Annotated in this window: 17 protein-coding genes; 12 read left to right on the top strand and 5 right to left on the bottom strand. The window is 74.1% G+C overall.

Features of this window, described 5'->3' with window-relative positions; translation table 11 throughout:
- Positions 1 to 43 precede the first annotated feature (43 nt).
- The 4 genes from R2737_02825 (at position 44) to R2737_02810 (ending at position 4279) form a co-directional block, all read left to right on the top strand.
- The gene (locus R2737_02825; GenBank protein MEZ5115180.1) at positions 44 to 370 is read left to right on the top strand and encodes a ferredoxin family protein; all 327 of its coding nucleotides are present in this window, start codon (positions 44 to 46) and stop codon (positions 368 to 370) included.
- On the top strand, positions 367 to 1491 hold the full coding sequence (gene dapC / locus R2737_02820) for a succinyldiaminopimelate transaminase (GenBank protein MEZ5115179.1): 1125 nt from the start codon (positions 367 to 369) through the stop codon (positions 1489 to 1491). Before R2737_02825 ends, dapC begins: the two co-directional genes overlap by 4 nt.
- A gap of 433 nt (positions 1492 to 1924) precedes the next feature.
- Positions 1925 to 3208 (top strand): citrate synthase, encoded by a 1284-nt coding sequence (locus tag R2737_02815; GenBank protein MEZ5115178.1) that lies wholly within the window; start codon positions 1925 to 1927, stop codon positions 3206 to 3208.
- 69 nt (positions 3209 to 3277) lie between these two features.
- Positions 3278 to 4279: a DUF389 domain-containing protein gene (locus R2737_02810; protein MEZ5115177.1), complete on the top strand. Its 1002-nt coding sequence runs from the start codon at positions 3278 to 3280 to the stop codon at positions 4277 to 4279.
- A 9-nt stretch (positions 4280 to 4288) separates the two neighbouring features.
- Here the strand turns inward: R2737_02810 and dapD are convergent, their stop codons facing one another.
- Positions 4289 to 5236 (bottom strand): 2,3,4,5-tetrahydropyridine-2,6-dicarboxylate N-succinyltransferase, encoded by a 948-nt coding sequence (dapD, locus tag R2737_02805; GenBank protein ID MEZ5115176.1) that lies wholly within the window; start codon positions 5234 to 5236, stop codon positions 4289 to 4291.
- A gap of 17 nt (positions 5237 to 5253) precedes the next feature.
- Here dapD and dapE point away from each other — a divergent pair, with 17 nt between their 5' ends.
- Entirely contained in the window at positions 5254 to 6357 is a 1104-nt protein-coding gene (gene dapE / locus R2737_02800; GenBank protein ID MEZ5115175.1) for a succinyl-diaminopimelate desuccinylase, read from the top strand.
- Positions 6358 to 6418: 61 nt separating this feature from the next.
- Here the strand turns inward: dapE and R2737_02795 are convergent, their stop codons facing one another.
- A complete protein-coding gene (locus tag R2737_02795) occupies positions 6419 to 6967 on the bottom strand; it encodes a YceI family protein (protein ID MEZ5115174.1) in 549 nt (182 codons plus the stop codon).
- Positions 6968 to 7188: 221 nt separating this feature from the next.
- Here R2737_02795 and R2737_02790 point away from each other — a divergent pair, with 221 nt between their 5' ends.
- On the top strand, positions 7189 to 8112 hold the full coding sequence (locus R2737_02790) for a TIGR00730 family Rossman fold protein (GenBank protein ID MEZ5115173.1): 924 nt from the start codon (positions 7189 to 7191) through the stop codon (positions 8110 to 8112).
- A gap of 33 nt (positions 8113 to 8145) precedes the next feature.
- Positions 8146 to 8757 carry a TIGR00730 family Rossman fold protein gene (locus R2737_02785; protein ID MEZ5115172.1) on the top strand — a complete coding sequence of 204 codons (612 nt, stop codon included), beginning with the start codon at positions 8146 to 8148 and terminating at the stop codon, positions 8755 to 8757.
- Between the two features lie 39 nt (positions 8758 to 8796).
- On the opposite strand, the gene R2737_02780 is transcribed toward R2737_02785, so the two are convergent.
- Together R2737_02780 and folP are read right to left on the bottom strand one after the other, a co-directional pair.
- Positions 8797 to 9426 carry a hypothetical protein gene (locus tag R2737_02780; GenBank protein MEZ5115171.1) on the bottom strand — a complete coding sequence of 210 codons (630 nt, stop codon included), beginning with the start codon at positions 9424 to 9426 and terminating at the stop codon, positions 8797 to 8799.
- 186 nt (positions 9427 to 9612) lie between these two features.
- Positions 9613 to 10479, bottom strand: a complete 867-nt coding sequence (folP, locus tag R2737_02775; GenBank protein ID MEZ5115170.1) for a dihydropteroate synthase — start codon at positions 10477 to 10479, stop codon at positions 9613 to 9615.
- 54 nt (positions 10480 to 10533) lie between these two features.
- Between folP and R2737_02770 the strand changes: the two genes are divergently transcribed.
- From R2737_02770 to R2737_02750, 5 genes are all read left to right on the top strand, one after another.
- Positions 10534 to 11034 (top strand): DivIVA domain-containing protein, encoded by a 501-nt coding sequence (locus R2737_02770; GenBank protein ID MEZ5115169.1) that lies wholly within the window; start codon positions 10534 to 10536, stop codon positions 11032 to 11034.
- Positions 11035 to 11052: 18 nt separating this feature from the next.
- Positions 11053 to 11553 (top strand): SRPBCC family protein, encoded by a 501-nt coding sequence (locus R2737_02765; protein ID MEZ5115168.1) that lies wholly within the window; start codon positions 11053 to 11055, stop codon positions 11551 to 11553.
- Between the two features lie 7 nt (positions 11554 to 11560).
- Complete coding sequence (locus R2737_02760) at positions 11561 to 12199, top strand: DNA-3-methyladenine glycosylase I (GenBank protein MEZ5115167.1); 639 nt, start codon at positions 11561 to 11563, stop codon at positions 12197 to 12199.
- 69 nt (positions 12200 to 12268) lie between these two features.
- A complete protein-coding gene (locus R2737_02755; protein MEZ5115166.1) occupies positions 12269 to 12433 on the top strand; it encodes a DUF3117 domain-containing protein in 165 nt (54 codons plus the stop codon).
- Between the two features lie 70 nt (positions 12434 to 12503).
- Positions 12504 to 14150 (top strand): leucyl aminopeptidase, encoded by a 1647-nt coding sequence (locus tag R2737_02750; GenBank protein MEZ5115165.1) that lies wholly within the window; start codon positions 12504 to 12506, stop codon positions 14148 to 14150.
- A 114-nt stretch (positions 14151 to 14264) separates the two neighbouring features.
- On the opposite strand, the gene R2737_02745 is transcribed toward R2737_02750, so the two are convergent.
- Complete coding sequence (locus R2737_02745) at positions 14265 to 14930, bottom strand: O-methyltransferase (protein ID MEZ5115164.1); 666 nt, start codon at positions 14928 to 14930, stop codon at positions 14265 to 14267.
- Positions 14931 to 15070 lie beyond the last annotated feature (140 nt).

Below are 15070 nucleotides of genomic sequence, written 5' to 3'. Positions count from 1 at the left end.
GATCGACACCACACCCGGGCGACCCGTGCCACCGGAGGACCACGTGACCTACGTCATCGCGCAGCCCTGCGTCGACCTCAAGGACAAGGCCTGCATCGAGGAGTGCCCGGTCGACTGCATCTACGAGGGCGCGCGGATGCTCTACATCCAGCCCGACGAGTGCGTCGACTGCGGGGCCTGCGAGCCGGTCTGCCCGGTCGAGGCGATCTTCTACGAGGACGACGTGCCGGAGGAGTGGAAGGACTACACCGCGGCCAACGCGGAGTTCTTCGCCGACCTCGGGTCGCCGGGCGGCGCCTCCAAGCTCGGGGCGCAGGACTTCGACGTGCCGCTGGTGTCGGCGCTGCCCCCGCAGGAGCACGACCACTGAGCGGTCGTCCCCGGCCGGAGCCGCTGGGCGCCCGGCTGCCGGACTTCCCGTGGGACCTGCTGGTCCCGTACGCCGAGCGCGCCCGAGCGCACCCCGACGGCATCGTCGACCTGTCCGTCGGGACCCCGGTGGACCCCACCCCCCAGGTGGTCCAGGCGGCCTTGGCGGCCGCCGCGGACGCTCCGGGCTACCCGCTGACGGCCGGCACGCCGCTGGTCCGGCGGGCCTGTGCCGGGTGGCTGTCGCGCGCGCTGGGCGTCGAGGTCGAGCCCGACACTCAGGTGCTGCCGACCATCGGGTCGAAGGAACTGGTGGCGGGGCTGCCGACACTGCTCGGCCTGGGGCCGGCCGACACCGTCGTGATCCCCGAGGTCGCCTACCCGACGTACGCCGTCGGCGCGATGGTGGCCGGCTGCCGGGTGGTCGCCACGGACTCGACCGCCGCCTTGGGCCCGGAGGCGCCCGCGCTGCTGTGGCTGAACTCCCCGTCGAACCCGACCGGCCGGGTGCTGCCGGTGGAGCATCTGCGCAAGGTCGTGGCGTGGGCCCGCGAGCGCGGCACGGTCGTGGTCAGCGACGAGTGCTACATCGAGCTGCCGTGGACCGAGCACTCCGCCTCGGTGCTGCACCCGTCGGTGTGCGACGGGTCGCACGAGGGGCTGCTCGCGGTGCACTCGCTGTCGAAGCGCTCCAACCTCGCGGGCTACCGGTTCGGCTTCGCGGCCGGGGACCCTGCGCTGGTGGCGGCGCTGCTGGCGGCGCGCAAGCACCTGGGGCTGATGGTGCCGGCACCGGTGCAGGCGGCCGCCGTGGCGGCGTACGGCGATGTCGCGCACGTGCGCGAGCAGCGCGACCGCTACCGCTGGCGGCGGGAGGTGCTGGCCGCCGCGATGACGGAGGCGGGGTTCCGCATCGACCACAGCCACGCCGGGCTGTACCTGTGGGTGACCCGGGACGAGCCGTGCTGGGACACCGTCGCGTGGCTGGCCGAGCGCGGGATCCTGGTGGCACCCGGGGACTTCTACGGCGCCGCGGGGGCCCGGCACGTGCGGGTGGCCCTCACCGCCACCGACGAGCGCGTCACCGCCGCCGCCACCCGCCTCACCCCCCCGTCTCCTTAGTGGCCACACGATCCGCTTTGCGGATCGTGTGGCCAGGTTGGGCGGCGTGTCGTTGGCGAATGCGGGCACACGATCCGGCTCTGGGTACGGGAGTGACAGTTGGTGCGCTCTGCTTGTCCCGGGGTCGGGCAGGCGGCCGGGGCGCCTGCCGGGTCGTCCCTCCCGCCTCGGGCGTACCAAGACCCGGATCGTGTTCCCGACTCCGGCCGCGACACGCCGTGCCACCTCGCCACACGATCCGCAAAGCGGATCGTGTGCCCAGGACAGGGAGGGGAGGGAGACGGGCGGCGCGGGTTGAGACGGAACTGAGACGTTCGGGGGTCGGCGGGACAACCCCGGGGGGTACCCGGCTACGGTGGCAGGACGGTCCGCCGCGTGACCCGCGGGCGGGACCGGACGACCCAGCGCCGCACCGCAGCGGAGGGAGCACGGCATGTCCGACGTCAGCCTTCAGTACCCCGGGGGCGACCTCCCGCTCCCGGTGACTCCCGCCACCGACGGGTCCTCCGGCGTCGACGTCGGCGCCCTGCTCAAGGAGACCGGCTTCGTCACGCTGGACTCCGGGTTCACCAACACCGCGTCGTGCACCTCGGCGATCACCTACATCGACGGTGACGTCGGCATCCTGCGCTACCGCGGCTACCCGATCGAGCAGTTGGCCGAGCACTCGACGTTCCTGGAGTCGGCCTACCTGCTCATCTACGGCGCGCTGCCGACCGCGGACGAGCTGGCAGCGTTCAAGGCGCGGATCTGCAACCACACGATGCTGCACGAGGACCTGCGCCGGTTCTTCGACGGCTTCCCCCGCGACGCGCACCCGATGCCGGTGCTGTCCTCGGCGGTGTCCGCCCTGTCGACCTTCTACCAGGACTCGCTGGACCCGTTCGACCCCGAGCAGGTCGAGATCTCCACGGTCCGGCTGATGGCCAAGGTGCCGACCATCGCGGCGTACGCGTACAAGAAGTCCGTCGGCCAGCCCTTCCTGTACCCCGACAACTCGCTGGGGTTCGTGGAGAACTTCCTGCGGATGACGTTCGGCGTCCCCGCCGAGGAGTACCAGATCGACCCGGTCGTCGTACGCGCGCTCGACATGCTGCTGCTCCTGCACGCCGACCACGAGCAGAACTGCTCCACGTCCACCGTCCGACTGGTCGGCTCGTCGCACGCGAACCTGTTCGCCTCGGTGTCCGCCGGCATCAACGCGCTGTTCGGCCCGCTGCACGGCGGCGCCAACCAGGCGGTGCTGGAGATGCTGGAGAAGATCCACGCCAGCGGCGGCGGGGTCAACACGTTCATCCGCCAGGTGAAGAACCGCGAGGACGGCGTGAAGCTCATGGGCTTCGGCCACCGGGTCTACAAGAACTACGACCCGCGCGCGGCGATCGTGAAGAAGGCCGCGTACGAGGTCTTCGAGGCCATGGACGTGCGCGACCCGCTGCTCGACATCGCGCTGCGGCTGGAGGAGGTCGCGCTCGCCGACGACTTCTTCGTGTCGCGCAAGCTCTACCCCAACGTGGACTTCTACACCGGGCTCATCTACAAGGCCATGGGCTTCCCGACGCGGATGTTCACGGTGCTGTTCGCGCTCGGCCGGCTGCCGGGCTGGATCGCCCAGTGGCGCGAGATGATCGCCGATCCGAGCACCAAGATCGGCCGGCCGCGGCAGGTGTACGTGGGGCCGACCGAGCGGCCCTACCTGCCGATCGCTGACCGGTAGGGGAAACGGCGCACCACGTTCGGTCGCGCCTTCCGGGCGCGGTCGGTTCGCGCGGCCACAATGCGCCGCATGGCGAGCACTTCAGACCTGCTGTACGACGGCGGGCGGCAGATCACCCCCGTGGCCACGGTCGCCGACAACCTGTTCCTGTGGACCCGCCTCGGCGGCGCCGACAAGATCATCCGCTTCTCTGTACTCCTGGTGCTCTCGTCGGTCATCGCCAGCGGCGGGGTCGTGACCGACTCGACCGCAACCGTGATCGGCGCGATGATCGTGGCACCGCTGGCGACTCCGATCATCGCGGTCGCGCTCGGCATCGTCACGGTCCGCCCGGCACAGGTCGGCCGGAGCACCAGCATCATCGTCGGGTCCGTGATCGTCGTGATCCTCATCGGAGTGCTGTTCGGCTTCCTCATCCAGCCGTTCGAGTACGGGGAGAACTCGCAGATCCTGGGCCGGATCTCGCCCACCCTGACCGATCTGCTCGTAGCGTTCGCCACGGGCCTTGTGGGGGCGTACGCGCAGTCCCGAGACGACCTGTCCGGTGTGCTCCCCGGAGTCGCCATCGCCATCAGCCTGGTCCCTCCCCTCTCCGTCGTCGGCGTCTGCCTGCAGGGGGGCTTGTGGTCATGGGCGTTCGGCGCGCTGACCCTGTTCCTCGCCAACGCCATCGCGATGATCGTTTCCGGGGTTCTCGTGTTCACCATCGCCGGGTACGGCAACTACGCCCGGAGGAACAGGACCGAGACCCGACGCGCTTTCCGGATCGTCATCGCCATGCTCGTCCTCCTGCTCCTCCCGCTTGCCTACTTCGGGCTCAGGACCGGCATCGACGCGGCCATCGAGGCCAGCGGGCAGTCGGCCGCCACCTCCTGGCTGGACGGGAGCGGCTACCGGGTCATCAGCGTGAGCTACTCCGGGGGAGTCCTCACGGCCAAGGTGCTGGGTACCGGGGGGCTCCCGCCGATCGATCGGTTCGAGGAGGAGTTCCGGACGCCGTTCGGCACCTCGGTCGACCTCGTGGTGTCGGAGTACAACGGGCAGGACGTCGACCTGGGCCAGGTTTCGTGACCGAGCGCGTCAGTCGTTGGCGTGCAGCACGGCGTTGAGACCGCCCCAGGACCCGGTGCGGGGCACCGCCTCCAGCGCGCCGCTGACGCTGTTGCGGCGGAACAGCAGGTTGCTGGCGCCGGACAGCTCGCGGGCCTTGACCACCTCGCCGTCCGGCAGCGTCACCTTCGACCCGCCGGTCACGTAGCAGCCGGCCTCCACGACGCAGTCGTCGCCGAGGGAGATGCCGATGCCGGCATTGGCCCCGACCAGGCAGCGCTCGCCGATCACGATGACCTCGGTGCCGCCACCGGACAGCGTGCCCATGATCGACGCGCCGCCGCCGACGTCGGAGCCGTTGCCCACCACCACGCCCGCGGAGATGCGGCCCTCCACCATCGAGGCGCCCAGCGTCCCGGCGTTGAAGTTGACGAAGCCCTCGTGCATGACGGTCGTGCCCTCGGCCAGGTGCGCGCCGAGCCGGACCCGGTCCGCGTCGGCGATCCGCACGCCGGCGGGGACGACGTAGTCGACCATCCGGGGGAACTTGTCCACGCCGTACACCGCCATCGGGACGCTCCTGCCGCGGGCCCGCAGTCGCACCTCGCCCACGCGGTCCACGGGCACCGGACCGAGGCTGGTCCACGCGACGTTGGTGAGCAGGCCGAACACCCCGTCCAGGTTCACCGTGCGCGGGCGCACCGCGCGCGCCGAGATCAGGTGCAGCCGCAGGTAGGCGTCGGCCGCGTCCGCGGGCGGGGCCTGCAGGTCGGGGACGACCGTGACCACCGTCTGCACGCGCACCTGGCGCAGCGCGTCGGTGTCGATCGCGGCGCTCACCAGGGGGACGTCCAGCGGCTCGGCGCCCAGCGCGGGGGCCGGGTACCACACGTCGAGGAGCACGTCGTCGGCGTACGTCGCCAGCCCGATGCCGGCCGCCGGGCCGGTGACGGGGGCGAGCAGGTCGGCATCGGTCACGGCACTACCGTAACGACGTGCCCGCGGACCCCACTCCCAGCATCGCCCCGCTCGACCTCGACGGCCTCGACCTCGACGACGATGTCGTGGCGCTGTGCGCGCGGCTGGTGGACGTCCCCAGCGAGTCCCACCACGAGCGCGCCCTCGCCGACCTGGTCGAGGCCGCGCTGCGTGCCCGGCCGCACCTGCGGGTCCGCCGCGACGGCAACACCATCGTCGCCGACACGCAGCTCGGCCGGGGGGAGCGCGTGCTCGTCGGCGGGCACCTGGACACGGTGCCGGCCGCGGGCAACCTGCCGCACCGCATCGAGGGGGGACGCCTGTACGGGCTCGGGGCCTGCGACATGAAGGGGGGCGTGGCGGTCGCGCTGCGCTGCGCCGCGCACGTCCCCGACCCGGTGCGCGACGTGACGTACGTGTTCTACGAGGCCGAGGAGGTCGAGGAGCGGCACAACGGGTTGAAGCGGCTGGCGGACACCCACCCGGACTGGCTCGTCGCCGACCTCGCGGTCCTGATGGAGCCGTCGGACGCGGGGGTCGAGGCGGGCTGCCAGGGCACCCTGCGCGCGGTCGTGCGAACGCACGGCCGGCGAGCCCACAGCGCCCGCTCGTGGCTGGGGGACAACGCGATCCACCGGTCCGGCGAGGTGCTGGACCGGTTGCGCTCGTACGAACCCCGCCGGGTCGACGTCGACGGCCTGGAGTATCGCGAGGGCCTCAACGCCGTGGGCATCGCGGGGGGTGTCGCGGGCAACGTGATCCCGGACGAGTGCGCGGTCACCGTCAACTACCGCTTCGCGCCTAGCCGCGGTCCGCAGGAGGCCGAGGCACACGTGCGCGAGGTATTCGACGGTTTCGACGTGGAGGTCGTCGACCTGGCCGCCGGGGCGATGCCCGGACTGGGGCGACCTGCCGCGCAGGAGTTCGTCGCGGCCGTGGGGGGACAGCCGCGGCCGAAGTTCGGCTGGACCGACGTGGCCCGCTTCGCCGCGCTGGGCGTGCCGGCCGTGAACTACGGGCCGGGTGACCCGGGGCTGGCCCACACCCGCGACGAGTACGTCCCGGTGGACCAGCTGATCGACGTCGAGACGCGGCTGCGCGCCTGGCTCGACGGCCGCTGAGGGCCGCCACGCCAGGCGCGCGCACGTGTGGAGCGGGACGCCGTGTCCCGCCACAGGGGCGTCAGGCCTGCAGCACGGCCTCGACGTCGAGCTCGATCTTCACCTTGTCGCCCACCAGGACGCCGCCGCCCTCGATGGCGACGTTCCAGGTCAGGCCGAAGTCCTTGCGCGAGATCTCGGTGCTGCCCTCGAACCCGATCCGGGTGCCGCCCCACGGGTCGGGGTTGACGCCGAGCAGCTCGAAGTCGATGTCGACCGAACGGGTGGTGCCGCGGATCGTGAGATCGCCGGTGACGACGAAGGAGGTGTCACCGGTCTGCTTCACGCCGGTGGACACGAAGTCCAGGGTGGGGAACGCGTCCGCGTCGAGGAAGTCGGGGGACTTCAGGTGCGCGTCCCGGTCGGGCGTGCGGGTGTCGATGCTCGCGGCCTGGATGGTGAGCCGGGCGGTGGACTTGTCCGGGCTGGCTCCGTCGAGGACGAACGAGCCCTCGAACTCGGAGAAGCGGCCGCGGACCTTGGCGATCATCGCGTGCCGGGCCTGGAAGCCCAGGGTGGTGTGGGAGGGGTCGATGACCCAGGTGCCGGTGGTGGTGGTCAGGTCGGACATGGCGGGTGCTCCTCGGTCTGGTCGGGGCGGTTCGGTGAGCCCGGGTAGGTCTTTGAGAGTTCAACCTCTGGATATATTTGAACACACAATAATCAAGTGCGCAAGTTCTGGCCGGGGCCCCGGCATCCCCGGTGCTCGCCGCCCCGGTGTTCGCCCAGCGGTCGCCCCCGCGGCACCTGCGGGTCGGCTCCCGGCGGTCCGGCCGTGGCTACCGTGGCGACATGCAGCCCACGCCCGACGACCCGCCGCAGGGCCGTCCCGACGTCCCCGACCGTGACCATCCCGGCCCCGGGGTGCGCCAGCGGGGGCCGGTCACCCTGCGCCGCTCCAAGATCACCACCTCGACCACGGACCAGCGGCTGCTGGACTCCCGCGGGCCCGGGGACTGGATCCACACCGACCCGTGGCGGGTGCTGCGGATCCAGGCCGAGTTCGTCGAGGGCTTCGGCGCGCTGGCCGAGCTCGGTCCGGCGGTGAGCGTCTTCGGCAGCGCCCGGACGCCACGCGACGACCCGGAGTACGCCCTGGCCGAGCGGATGGGGCGGGCGCTGGCCGAGGCCGGCTTCGCCGTCGTCACCGGCGGCGGGCCGGGCGTGATGGAGGCGGCCAACCGGGGTGCCTGGAACGCCGGCGGCGTCTCCGTCGGCCTCGGCATCGAGCTGCCGTTCGAGCAGGGCCTCAACGAGTACGTCGACATCGGCGTGAACTTCCGCTACTTCTTCGCCCGCAAGATGATGTTCGTGAAGTACAGCCAGGGGTTCGTGGTGTTCCCCGGCGGTTTCGGCACCCTGGACGAGCTGTTCGAGGCGCTCACCCTGGTGCAGACGCGCAAGGTCACCTCGTTCCCGCTCGTGCTGGTCGGCACGGCGTACTGGGGTGGCCTGGTCGACTGGCTGCGCAGCAGCCTGCTGGCGGGGGGCAAGGTGTCCGCGACGGACCTCGAGCTGCTCGAGGTGACCGACGACCCCGACGCCGTCGTGCGGGCCATCGTCGACGCCGAGTCGGCCCGCAAGGCGGTGGCGCTGGACACCCTCGAACCGGTGGTGCGGCACCTGCCCGGCGCCGAGGCGCGCGACGTGGAGCGCAGGGCCGCGCTGGAGGAGGACCTCGACGTGCAGGCCGCCAGCGGCGCCGACGGGAGCTGACCGGCGCGGGCCGGCCGCCGCTAGGGTCGGCGCGTGCCGTCCCTGTGCGTCTACTGCGCGTCCAGCGAGGGCATCGACGAGCGCTACCGCGCCCTCGCCACGGACGTCGGCACCGAGATCGGGCGGCGTGGCTGGACGCTGGTCTCCGGCGGCGGCTCGGTCTCGCTGATGGGTGCGGTGGCCCGCGCCGCCCGCGCCGCCGGGGCCCGCACCGTGGGCGTGATCCCGGAGGAGCTGGTCGCCTGGGAGGTGGCCGACCACGACGCCGACGAGCTGGTGGTCACCCCGGACATGCGCACCCGCAAGGCCGAGATGGACGCCCGCTCCGACGCGTTCCTGGCTCTCCCGGGCGGGATCGGCACGCTGGAGGAGCTGCTCGAGGTGTGGACCGCGCGCACGTTGGGGATGCACGGCAAGCCGGTCGTCGTGCTCGACCCGTGGGGTGACCTCGCCCCGCTGCGCTCACTCGTCGGCGGGCTGGTGCGCTCCGGGTTCGTCCGCCCCGCGGCCGCGGAGGCGCTGGTCTGGACCTCGTCGGTCGACGCGGCATTCGCCGCGGTGGTCCAGGGATGGGGCGCGGAGCCGCACGACGCCGCCGCCGTCGCGCGCGTCCACGACGCCGAGCTGCTGGAGTCCGACGGCTGACCCGGCGTCAGGCCGGGGCCATGGCCTCCCGGGTAGTGCTCAGGCGGAGGTGCCGGTGGCGTCGGACCCGGCCGCCGTGTCGTCGTCGTCCCACATCCCCATGCCGGGGCCGTGCCCGTGGCCGCGACCCGGGCCCATGCCCGGCCCGCCCGGAGGCAGGTCGCCGTCCTGCAGGTGCTGCTGCATCTCCTCGCGCCACTGCTCCAGCTCCGCGGCCGCCTCCGGTGACAGCGCCATCACCTGCTCGGCGACGAGGTCGCCGCCGGTGCGTACCGCTCGGACGTGCACGGTGTCCCCCGTCCTCACGTCGGTGGCCGACACCGTGTCGTGGTCCCGGACCACGACCGTGTCGGCGGTGACGGCGTACGTCGCCTCGTAGCCGTCGGAGCTGCGGACGGTGAGGGACCTGGCGCTCACCGCCGTCGCCTCGCCGGACTGCACGAGCACGGTGCGGACGGTGCCGTCGTCGTCCTGCACCACCATCTCGCCGTGCAGCAGGTGCCCGTCGGGACCGCCGAGGCCGCCGGGGCCGCCGGGTCCCATCCCGTCGTGCATGCGAAGGGCCGTCTGCGGTCCGGCCGCGGCAGCGGGGGACACTGCCGTGGGGGCGTTGGTCGCGGCGACCGCGACGCCGGTGAGGGCGCTGGCCGCGAGGGCGCCCGCGGTCATCCATGCACCCGCCGTGAGGATCCTGCGCGCCCTGCTGTCCGACGTCGTGCTGGCCGGCATCGTGCCTCCCGAGAACTGCGTACGCCGATGCACCGCCGGTGGGCCTGCGGTGCTCTCCCCCTACTGTGCGCCTCGGGTCGCGGACATGTCGCGCCCGGGGTGTTCGGGTTCGGTAAGGGGCGCGCCTCAGGCCAGGCCGCGACGGGCCACCGCGGGCGGGCGGGTGCCCCGCACCGAGGCCACCATGTCCAGCACGTCGCGGGTGGCCCGCACGTCGTGCACGCGGAAGACCCGGGCGCCCAGCCAGGCGGACACCGCGGTCGCCGCGAGGGTGCCGTACAACCGGTCCTGCGGGTCCGGCCGGTCCAGCGTCTCGCCGACGAAGTCCTTGCGGGACAAGGACACCAGGACCGGCCAGCCCGTGGCCACCAGCTCGTCGAGGCGGCGCGTGGCCTCCAGCGAGTGCCGGGTGTTCTTCCCGAAGTCGTGCCCGGGGTCGACCAGGATCCCGTCCCGTGGCACGCCGAGCGCGGCCGCGCGCTCCGCCTCTCCCACCGTGCGCGCCACGATGTCGGCCACCACGTCGTCGTACGCCACGCGGTGCGGCCGCGTGCGCGGCCGCTGGCCGCCCGCGTGCGTGCAGACCAGCCCGGCGCCGTGCCGGGCCGCGACCTCGGCCAGCGCCGGGTCCACCCCTCCCCAGGCGTCGTTCACGACGTCGGCGCCGGCGCGGCAGGCCTCCTCGCCGACCGCGGCCCGCCAGGTGTCGACGCTGATGACCAGGTCCGGGTGCCGGTCCCGCACGGCGGCGACGAAGGCGGCGGTGCGGCGGATCTCCTCGGCCTCGTCCACCTCGGCCCCCGGCCCGGCCTTGACCCCCCCGATGTCGACCAGGTCGGCGCCCTCGTCCACGGCGCGGTCCACGGCGTCCAGCGCCGCGTCGTCGGCGTACGTCGCCCCGCGGTCGTAGAAGGAGTCCGGGGTGCGGTTGACGATGGCCATGACCAGGAGGTCGCCGTCGGCGACCACCCGGCGGCCCAGGCGCAGCGGCACGGTGCTCCTCCGGGTGCGACGGGCGGGACCCCCAGCGTGGCACGATCGGGTCCCGTGACCCTCCTGTTCGTCCTGGTCGGGCTGGCCGTCGTGCTGGCCGTGGGGCTGCTCGCGGTCGGCAGGCTCGGCGAGCTGCCCGAGGTCGAGCCGGACCGCGCCCCGGACCTGCTGCCCGACGACGGCCCGCTGGACACCGCGGCGATCGAGGGCGTCCGCTTCGACGTGGGCGTCCGCGGCTACCGGATGGACGAGGTGGACGACCTGCTGGACCGGGTCGCGGTCGACCTGGCGACGCGGGACGAGCGGATCGCCGCACTGGAGTCCCGGCTGCGCGACGCCGGCCTCGTGGACCCGGTCGATGTGGCCGAGTCGGTCGACGTGGCGGACCCGGTCGATGTGGCCGAGTCGGTCGACGTGGCGGACCCGGTCGACGTTGCGGAGTCGGTCGACGTGGCGGACCCGGTCGAGACCGCTGACCAGGCCGACGACGCGGACGGCGCGCCCGGCGTGGCGGCACCGGACGCGGATGCCGCCGCGGATGCCACGCGCGGGTAGCCGGGAGAGACTGGCCCCATGCCCGCACCCGACCCGTCCGCCCGGGAGCGGCGGCACCTGACCCTCGACGTGGTCATCGACGCCCCTCCCGAGACCGTGTTCGCCGCGGTGACCGACTGGCCGGGGCAGGGCCGGTGGATGCTCGGCACCCGGGTGCAGGCCGTCGGGGGCGACGGCACCGGCGAGGGTGCCCGGCTGGAGGCCTGGACCGGCACCGGCCGGGTCGGGTTCCTCGACACCATGACGATCACCCGCTGGGACCCGCCGCGGCGGGTCGACGTGCTGCACACCGGCCGGGTGGTCCGCGGCACCGGGACGATGGAGGTCGTGGCGCTGCCCGGCGGACGTTCGCGGTTCGTGTGGAGCGAGGACCTGGACCTGCCGCTGGGCCTGCTCGGCCGGGCCGGCTGGCCGCTGGTGCGGCCGGCCTTCGCGCAGGGAGTCCGCCGGTCGCTGCGCGAGTTCGCGCGCCTGGTCGAGGCGGGGGAGCTGCCCGAGCCTGCGGCCGGGGCCGGGTGACCCTGCGATGCCGAGCGAGACCGACCCGGCGAGCGGGACCGACCTGGTAGTAGGCGCCGACGGGCGGGCGCGCTGCGCGTGGGGGGCGTCGACCCCGGACTACGCGGCCTACCACGACGACGAGTGGGGTCGACCGGTGCACGGGGACGATGCCGTGTTCGAGCGCCTCACCCTGGAGGCGTTCCAGTCGGGGCTGTCCTGGCTGACGATCCTGCGCAAGCGCGAGAACTTCCGGCGTGCCTTCGACGGCTTCTCCATCACGACGGTCGCCGGGTACGACGGGACCGACGAGGGGCGGCTGCTGGCCGACGCCGGGATCGTGCGCAACCGGGCCAAGGTGGCGGCCACCCTGGCCAACGCGCGTGCCGCGCGCGACCTCATCGACGCCGACGGCCCCGGGGCCCTGGACGCCCTGGTGTGGTCGTACGCCCCAGACCCCGCCGCCCGCGCGGCGCCCGGGCGGATGGCCGACCTGCCGTCCTCGACCCCGGAGTCGACGGCCCTGGCCCGGCACCTCAAGCGACGCGGCTTCGTGTTCGTCGGACCCACCACCGCGTACGCCGCGATGCAGGCGATGGGGCTCGTCGACGACCACCTCGCCGGCTGTCACGCCCGCGGCGCGTCGCGGGGGGCGGATCGGGGATAATGGCCGCGTTCCGCGCGCCCCGACCCCCTGGGACGCGCTCCCGGACCAGCGACCAAGGAAGGGGACACCATGGCCGCCATGAAGCCGCGGACGGGTGACGGCCCGCTCGAGGTGACCAAGGAGGGCCGCGGCATCGTCATGCGCGTCCCGCTCGAGGGCGGCGGCCGACTCGTCGTCGAGCTCAACGCCGAGGAGGCCAAGGACCTCGGCGACAAGCTGCTCGCCGTCGGCTGACCCACCCCGAACCCGCCACGACCCCGGACCGCCCAGCGGCCCGGGGTCGTCGCGTCCTGGAAGGCCCGTGATGTCCCCGTCGAGGTCCACCTCCGACCAGCCGGCCCGTCCCGCCACGACCGCCGGTGTGGCCGCGGTCGACGCGGCCGCGGCTGTGAACGATGCGGCCGGGCCGCGCCCGCGTCGGCCCGGCACGCGCGCCCCGGTCCGGCCGCGGGCGCTGGTCGACGCCAGGACCGCGGCCCCGATCGGGGCCGCGGTCCTCGTGGGGGCCCTGGAGCCCCCGCCCGAGCGGGCGGACCCGACGGCCGGCCCGGTCCGGCCGACGGCGGACCCGGTCACGGCCGCTGCTGCCCGCGACGCCGGGGTGGACCTGGAGCTCCGGCTGGAGCGGGCCCGGGCCGATGGCCACGTCGGCGAGGTCGTGACCGTCGAACTCGACGGCGACCGGCCGCAGCGACTGCTGCTCGTCGGCGTCGGCACCGGCTCGCCCGCGGACCTGCGCCGCGCCGGTGCCGCGGTCGGACGTCGGCTCGGACCGGCCCGCAGCGTCGACGTCGCGGCGGTGCGCGCCGCGCGGTCCGCGGGGGTGCGCGCCTTCGTCGAGGGGCTGCTGCTCGGGGCCTACCGGCCGCAGCGCATCACCGCCCGGCCGGACCGTTCCGGCAGCGGGCCGGTCACCGTCGACGTGCGGGTCCGGAACGAGCGTGCCGCGGAGGCCGTCCGTCGCGCCGGGGCGACCGGCGCGGCGGTGACGCTGGCGCGCGACCTGGCCCGGACCCCGTCGGACCTGAAGTCCCCGGACTGGCTGGCGCGCCAGGCAGTGTCCCGGGCGCGAGCCGCCGGGCTGGACGCCCGGGTCTGGGGCCCGCGGGAGCTGGCGGCGCACGGGTTCGGCGGCCTGCTCGCCGTGGGCGCCGGCTCCGCCCGCCCGCCCCGGCTGGTCCGGCTGGAGCACCGGCGCACGACTCGCAGCGGACCGCACGTGGTGCTGGTGGGCAAGGGCATCACCTTCGACTCCGGCGGCCTGTCGCTCAAGCCCGCCGACGCGATGACCACGATGAAGACCGACATGTCCGGCGCCGCCGCGGTGCTCGCGGTGATGACGGCGCTGGATGCGCTGGAGGTCCCGTACCGCGTGACCGCGCTGCTCGCCCTCGCGGAGAACATGCCGGGGGGCGCTGCGATGCGTCCGGGTGACGTCATCACCCACGTGGACGGGCGCACCACCGAGGTGCTCAACACCGACGCGGAGGGCCGGCTGGTCCTGGCCGACTGCCTGGCGTACGCCGACCGTGCGGTGCGCCCCGACGTCATGGTGGACGTGGCCACCCTGACCGGTGCCGCCACGCTGGCCCTCGGCCGCCGCCAGGGGGCCCTGTTCGCGACCACCGACCGGCTCGCCACCGCCCTGGGTCGCGCGGGGGCGGAGTCGGGTGAGCCGGTCTGGCGGATGCCGCTGGAGGACGACTACCGGCCGGCGCTGGACTCCGACGTGGCCGACGTACGGCACATCGGCACCGACCCGACGCTGGGGGCGGGCGCCATCACCGCCGCGCTGTACCTGCGGGAGTTCGTCGGCGACCGGCCCTGGGCCCATCTCGACATCGCCGGCCCGGCCCGGGCAGAGACGGACCGGGACGACACGCCCCGAGGCGCGACCGGGTTCGGGACCCGGGTGCTGCTGCGCTGGCTGGAGGACGGCGCCCGGTTCTGACCCGTGCGGCGCGGTCGGCCTGCCGGATCACCGGCGTACCCCGATCAACAGGCGGCTACCGGGCCCCGAACCGCCCCGGAAACCGCCTGCTGATCAGGGCAACGGGTGGCGCGCTCAGTCCTCGACCGGCTCGGCGTCCTCGTCGTTCTCGACGTCGCGCAGCACCGCGACGAGCAGGCCGTCGCCGACGGGCAGCAGCGCGGGCACCAGACGGGACTCGTCGCGCACGGTGACGGCCAGCTCCCGCAGCGCCACCGTGTCGCGGTCGCGCTGCGCGGGGTCCGCGACCCGGTCGTGCCACAGCACGTTGTCGAACGCCACCACGCCGCCCGGGCGCAGCAGGCGCAGCGCCTGCTGCAGGCAGGCGTGGTACTCCGCCTTGTCCCCGTCGACGAACACCAGGTCGTAGGCACCGTCCGTCAGCCGGGGCAGCACGTCGAGGGCGCGCCCGGTGATGAGTCGGGCCCGCGACGGTGCGACGCCGAGGCCGGCGAAGGTGGCCCGGGCAGCGCGCTGGTGCTCGGCCTCCACGTCGATCGACGTGAGCACCCCGTCCGGGTGCATCCCGGCCAGCAGCCAGGCACCCGACACCCCCGCGCCGGTGCCGATCTCGACGACCGCCCGGGCGTCGGTCGCGGCCGCCAGCAGGCGCAGCGCGGCCCCGGTCGCCGGAGAGACCGGCGTACAGCCCAGCTCCTCGGCACGCCCGCGCGCCTGCAGCACCGGGTCGTCCTCGGCCACCCAGGTGGCCGCGTAGTCCCAGGACTCCGGCGAGGGCATCGGGTACGGGGACTGGGGGGTCTCGGCGCTGATGGCGCACCTCCGCGGGAGGAGCCCCGCCGTACGGGGCCGGACGGGGCGGTCGGTCGCCCGCAGCCTAGTGCCTGGGCCCGGGCCGGGGCGGCCGCGTCGATCACCGC

Source organism: Candidatus Nanopelagicales bacterium (assembly GCA_041393815.1).
Taxonomy (GTDB): Bacteria; Actinomycetota; Actinomycetes; order S36-B12; family JAWKJK01; genus JAWKJK01.
Note: the sequence above shows the minus strand (reverse complement) of the source record. Positions and strands in the feature narration are given on the sequence as shown.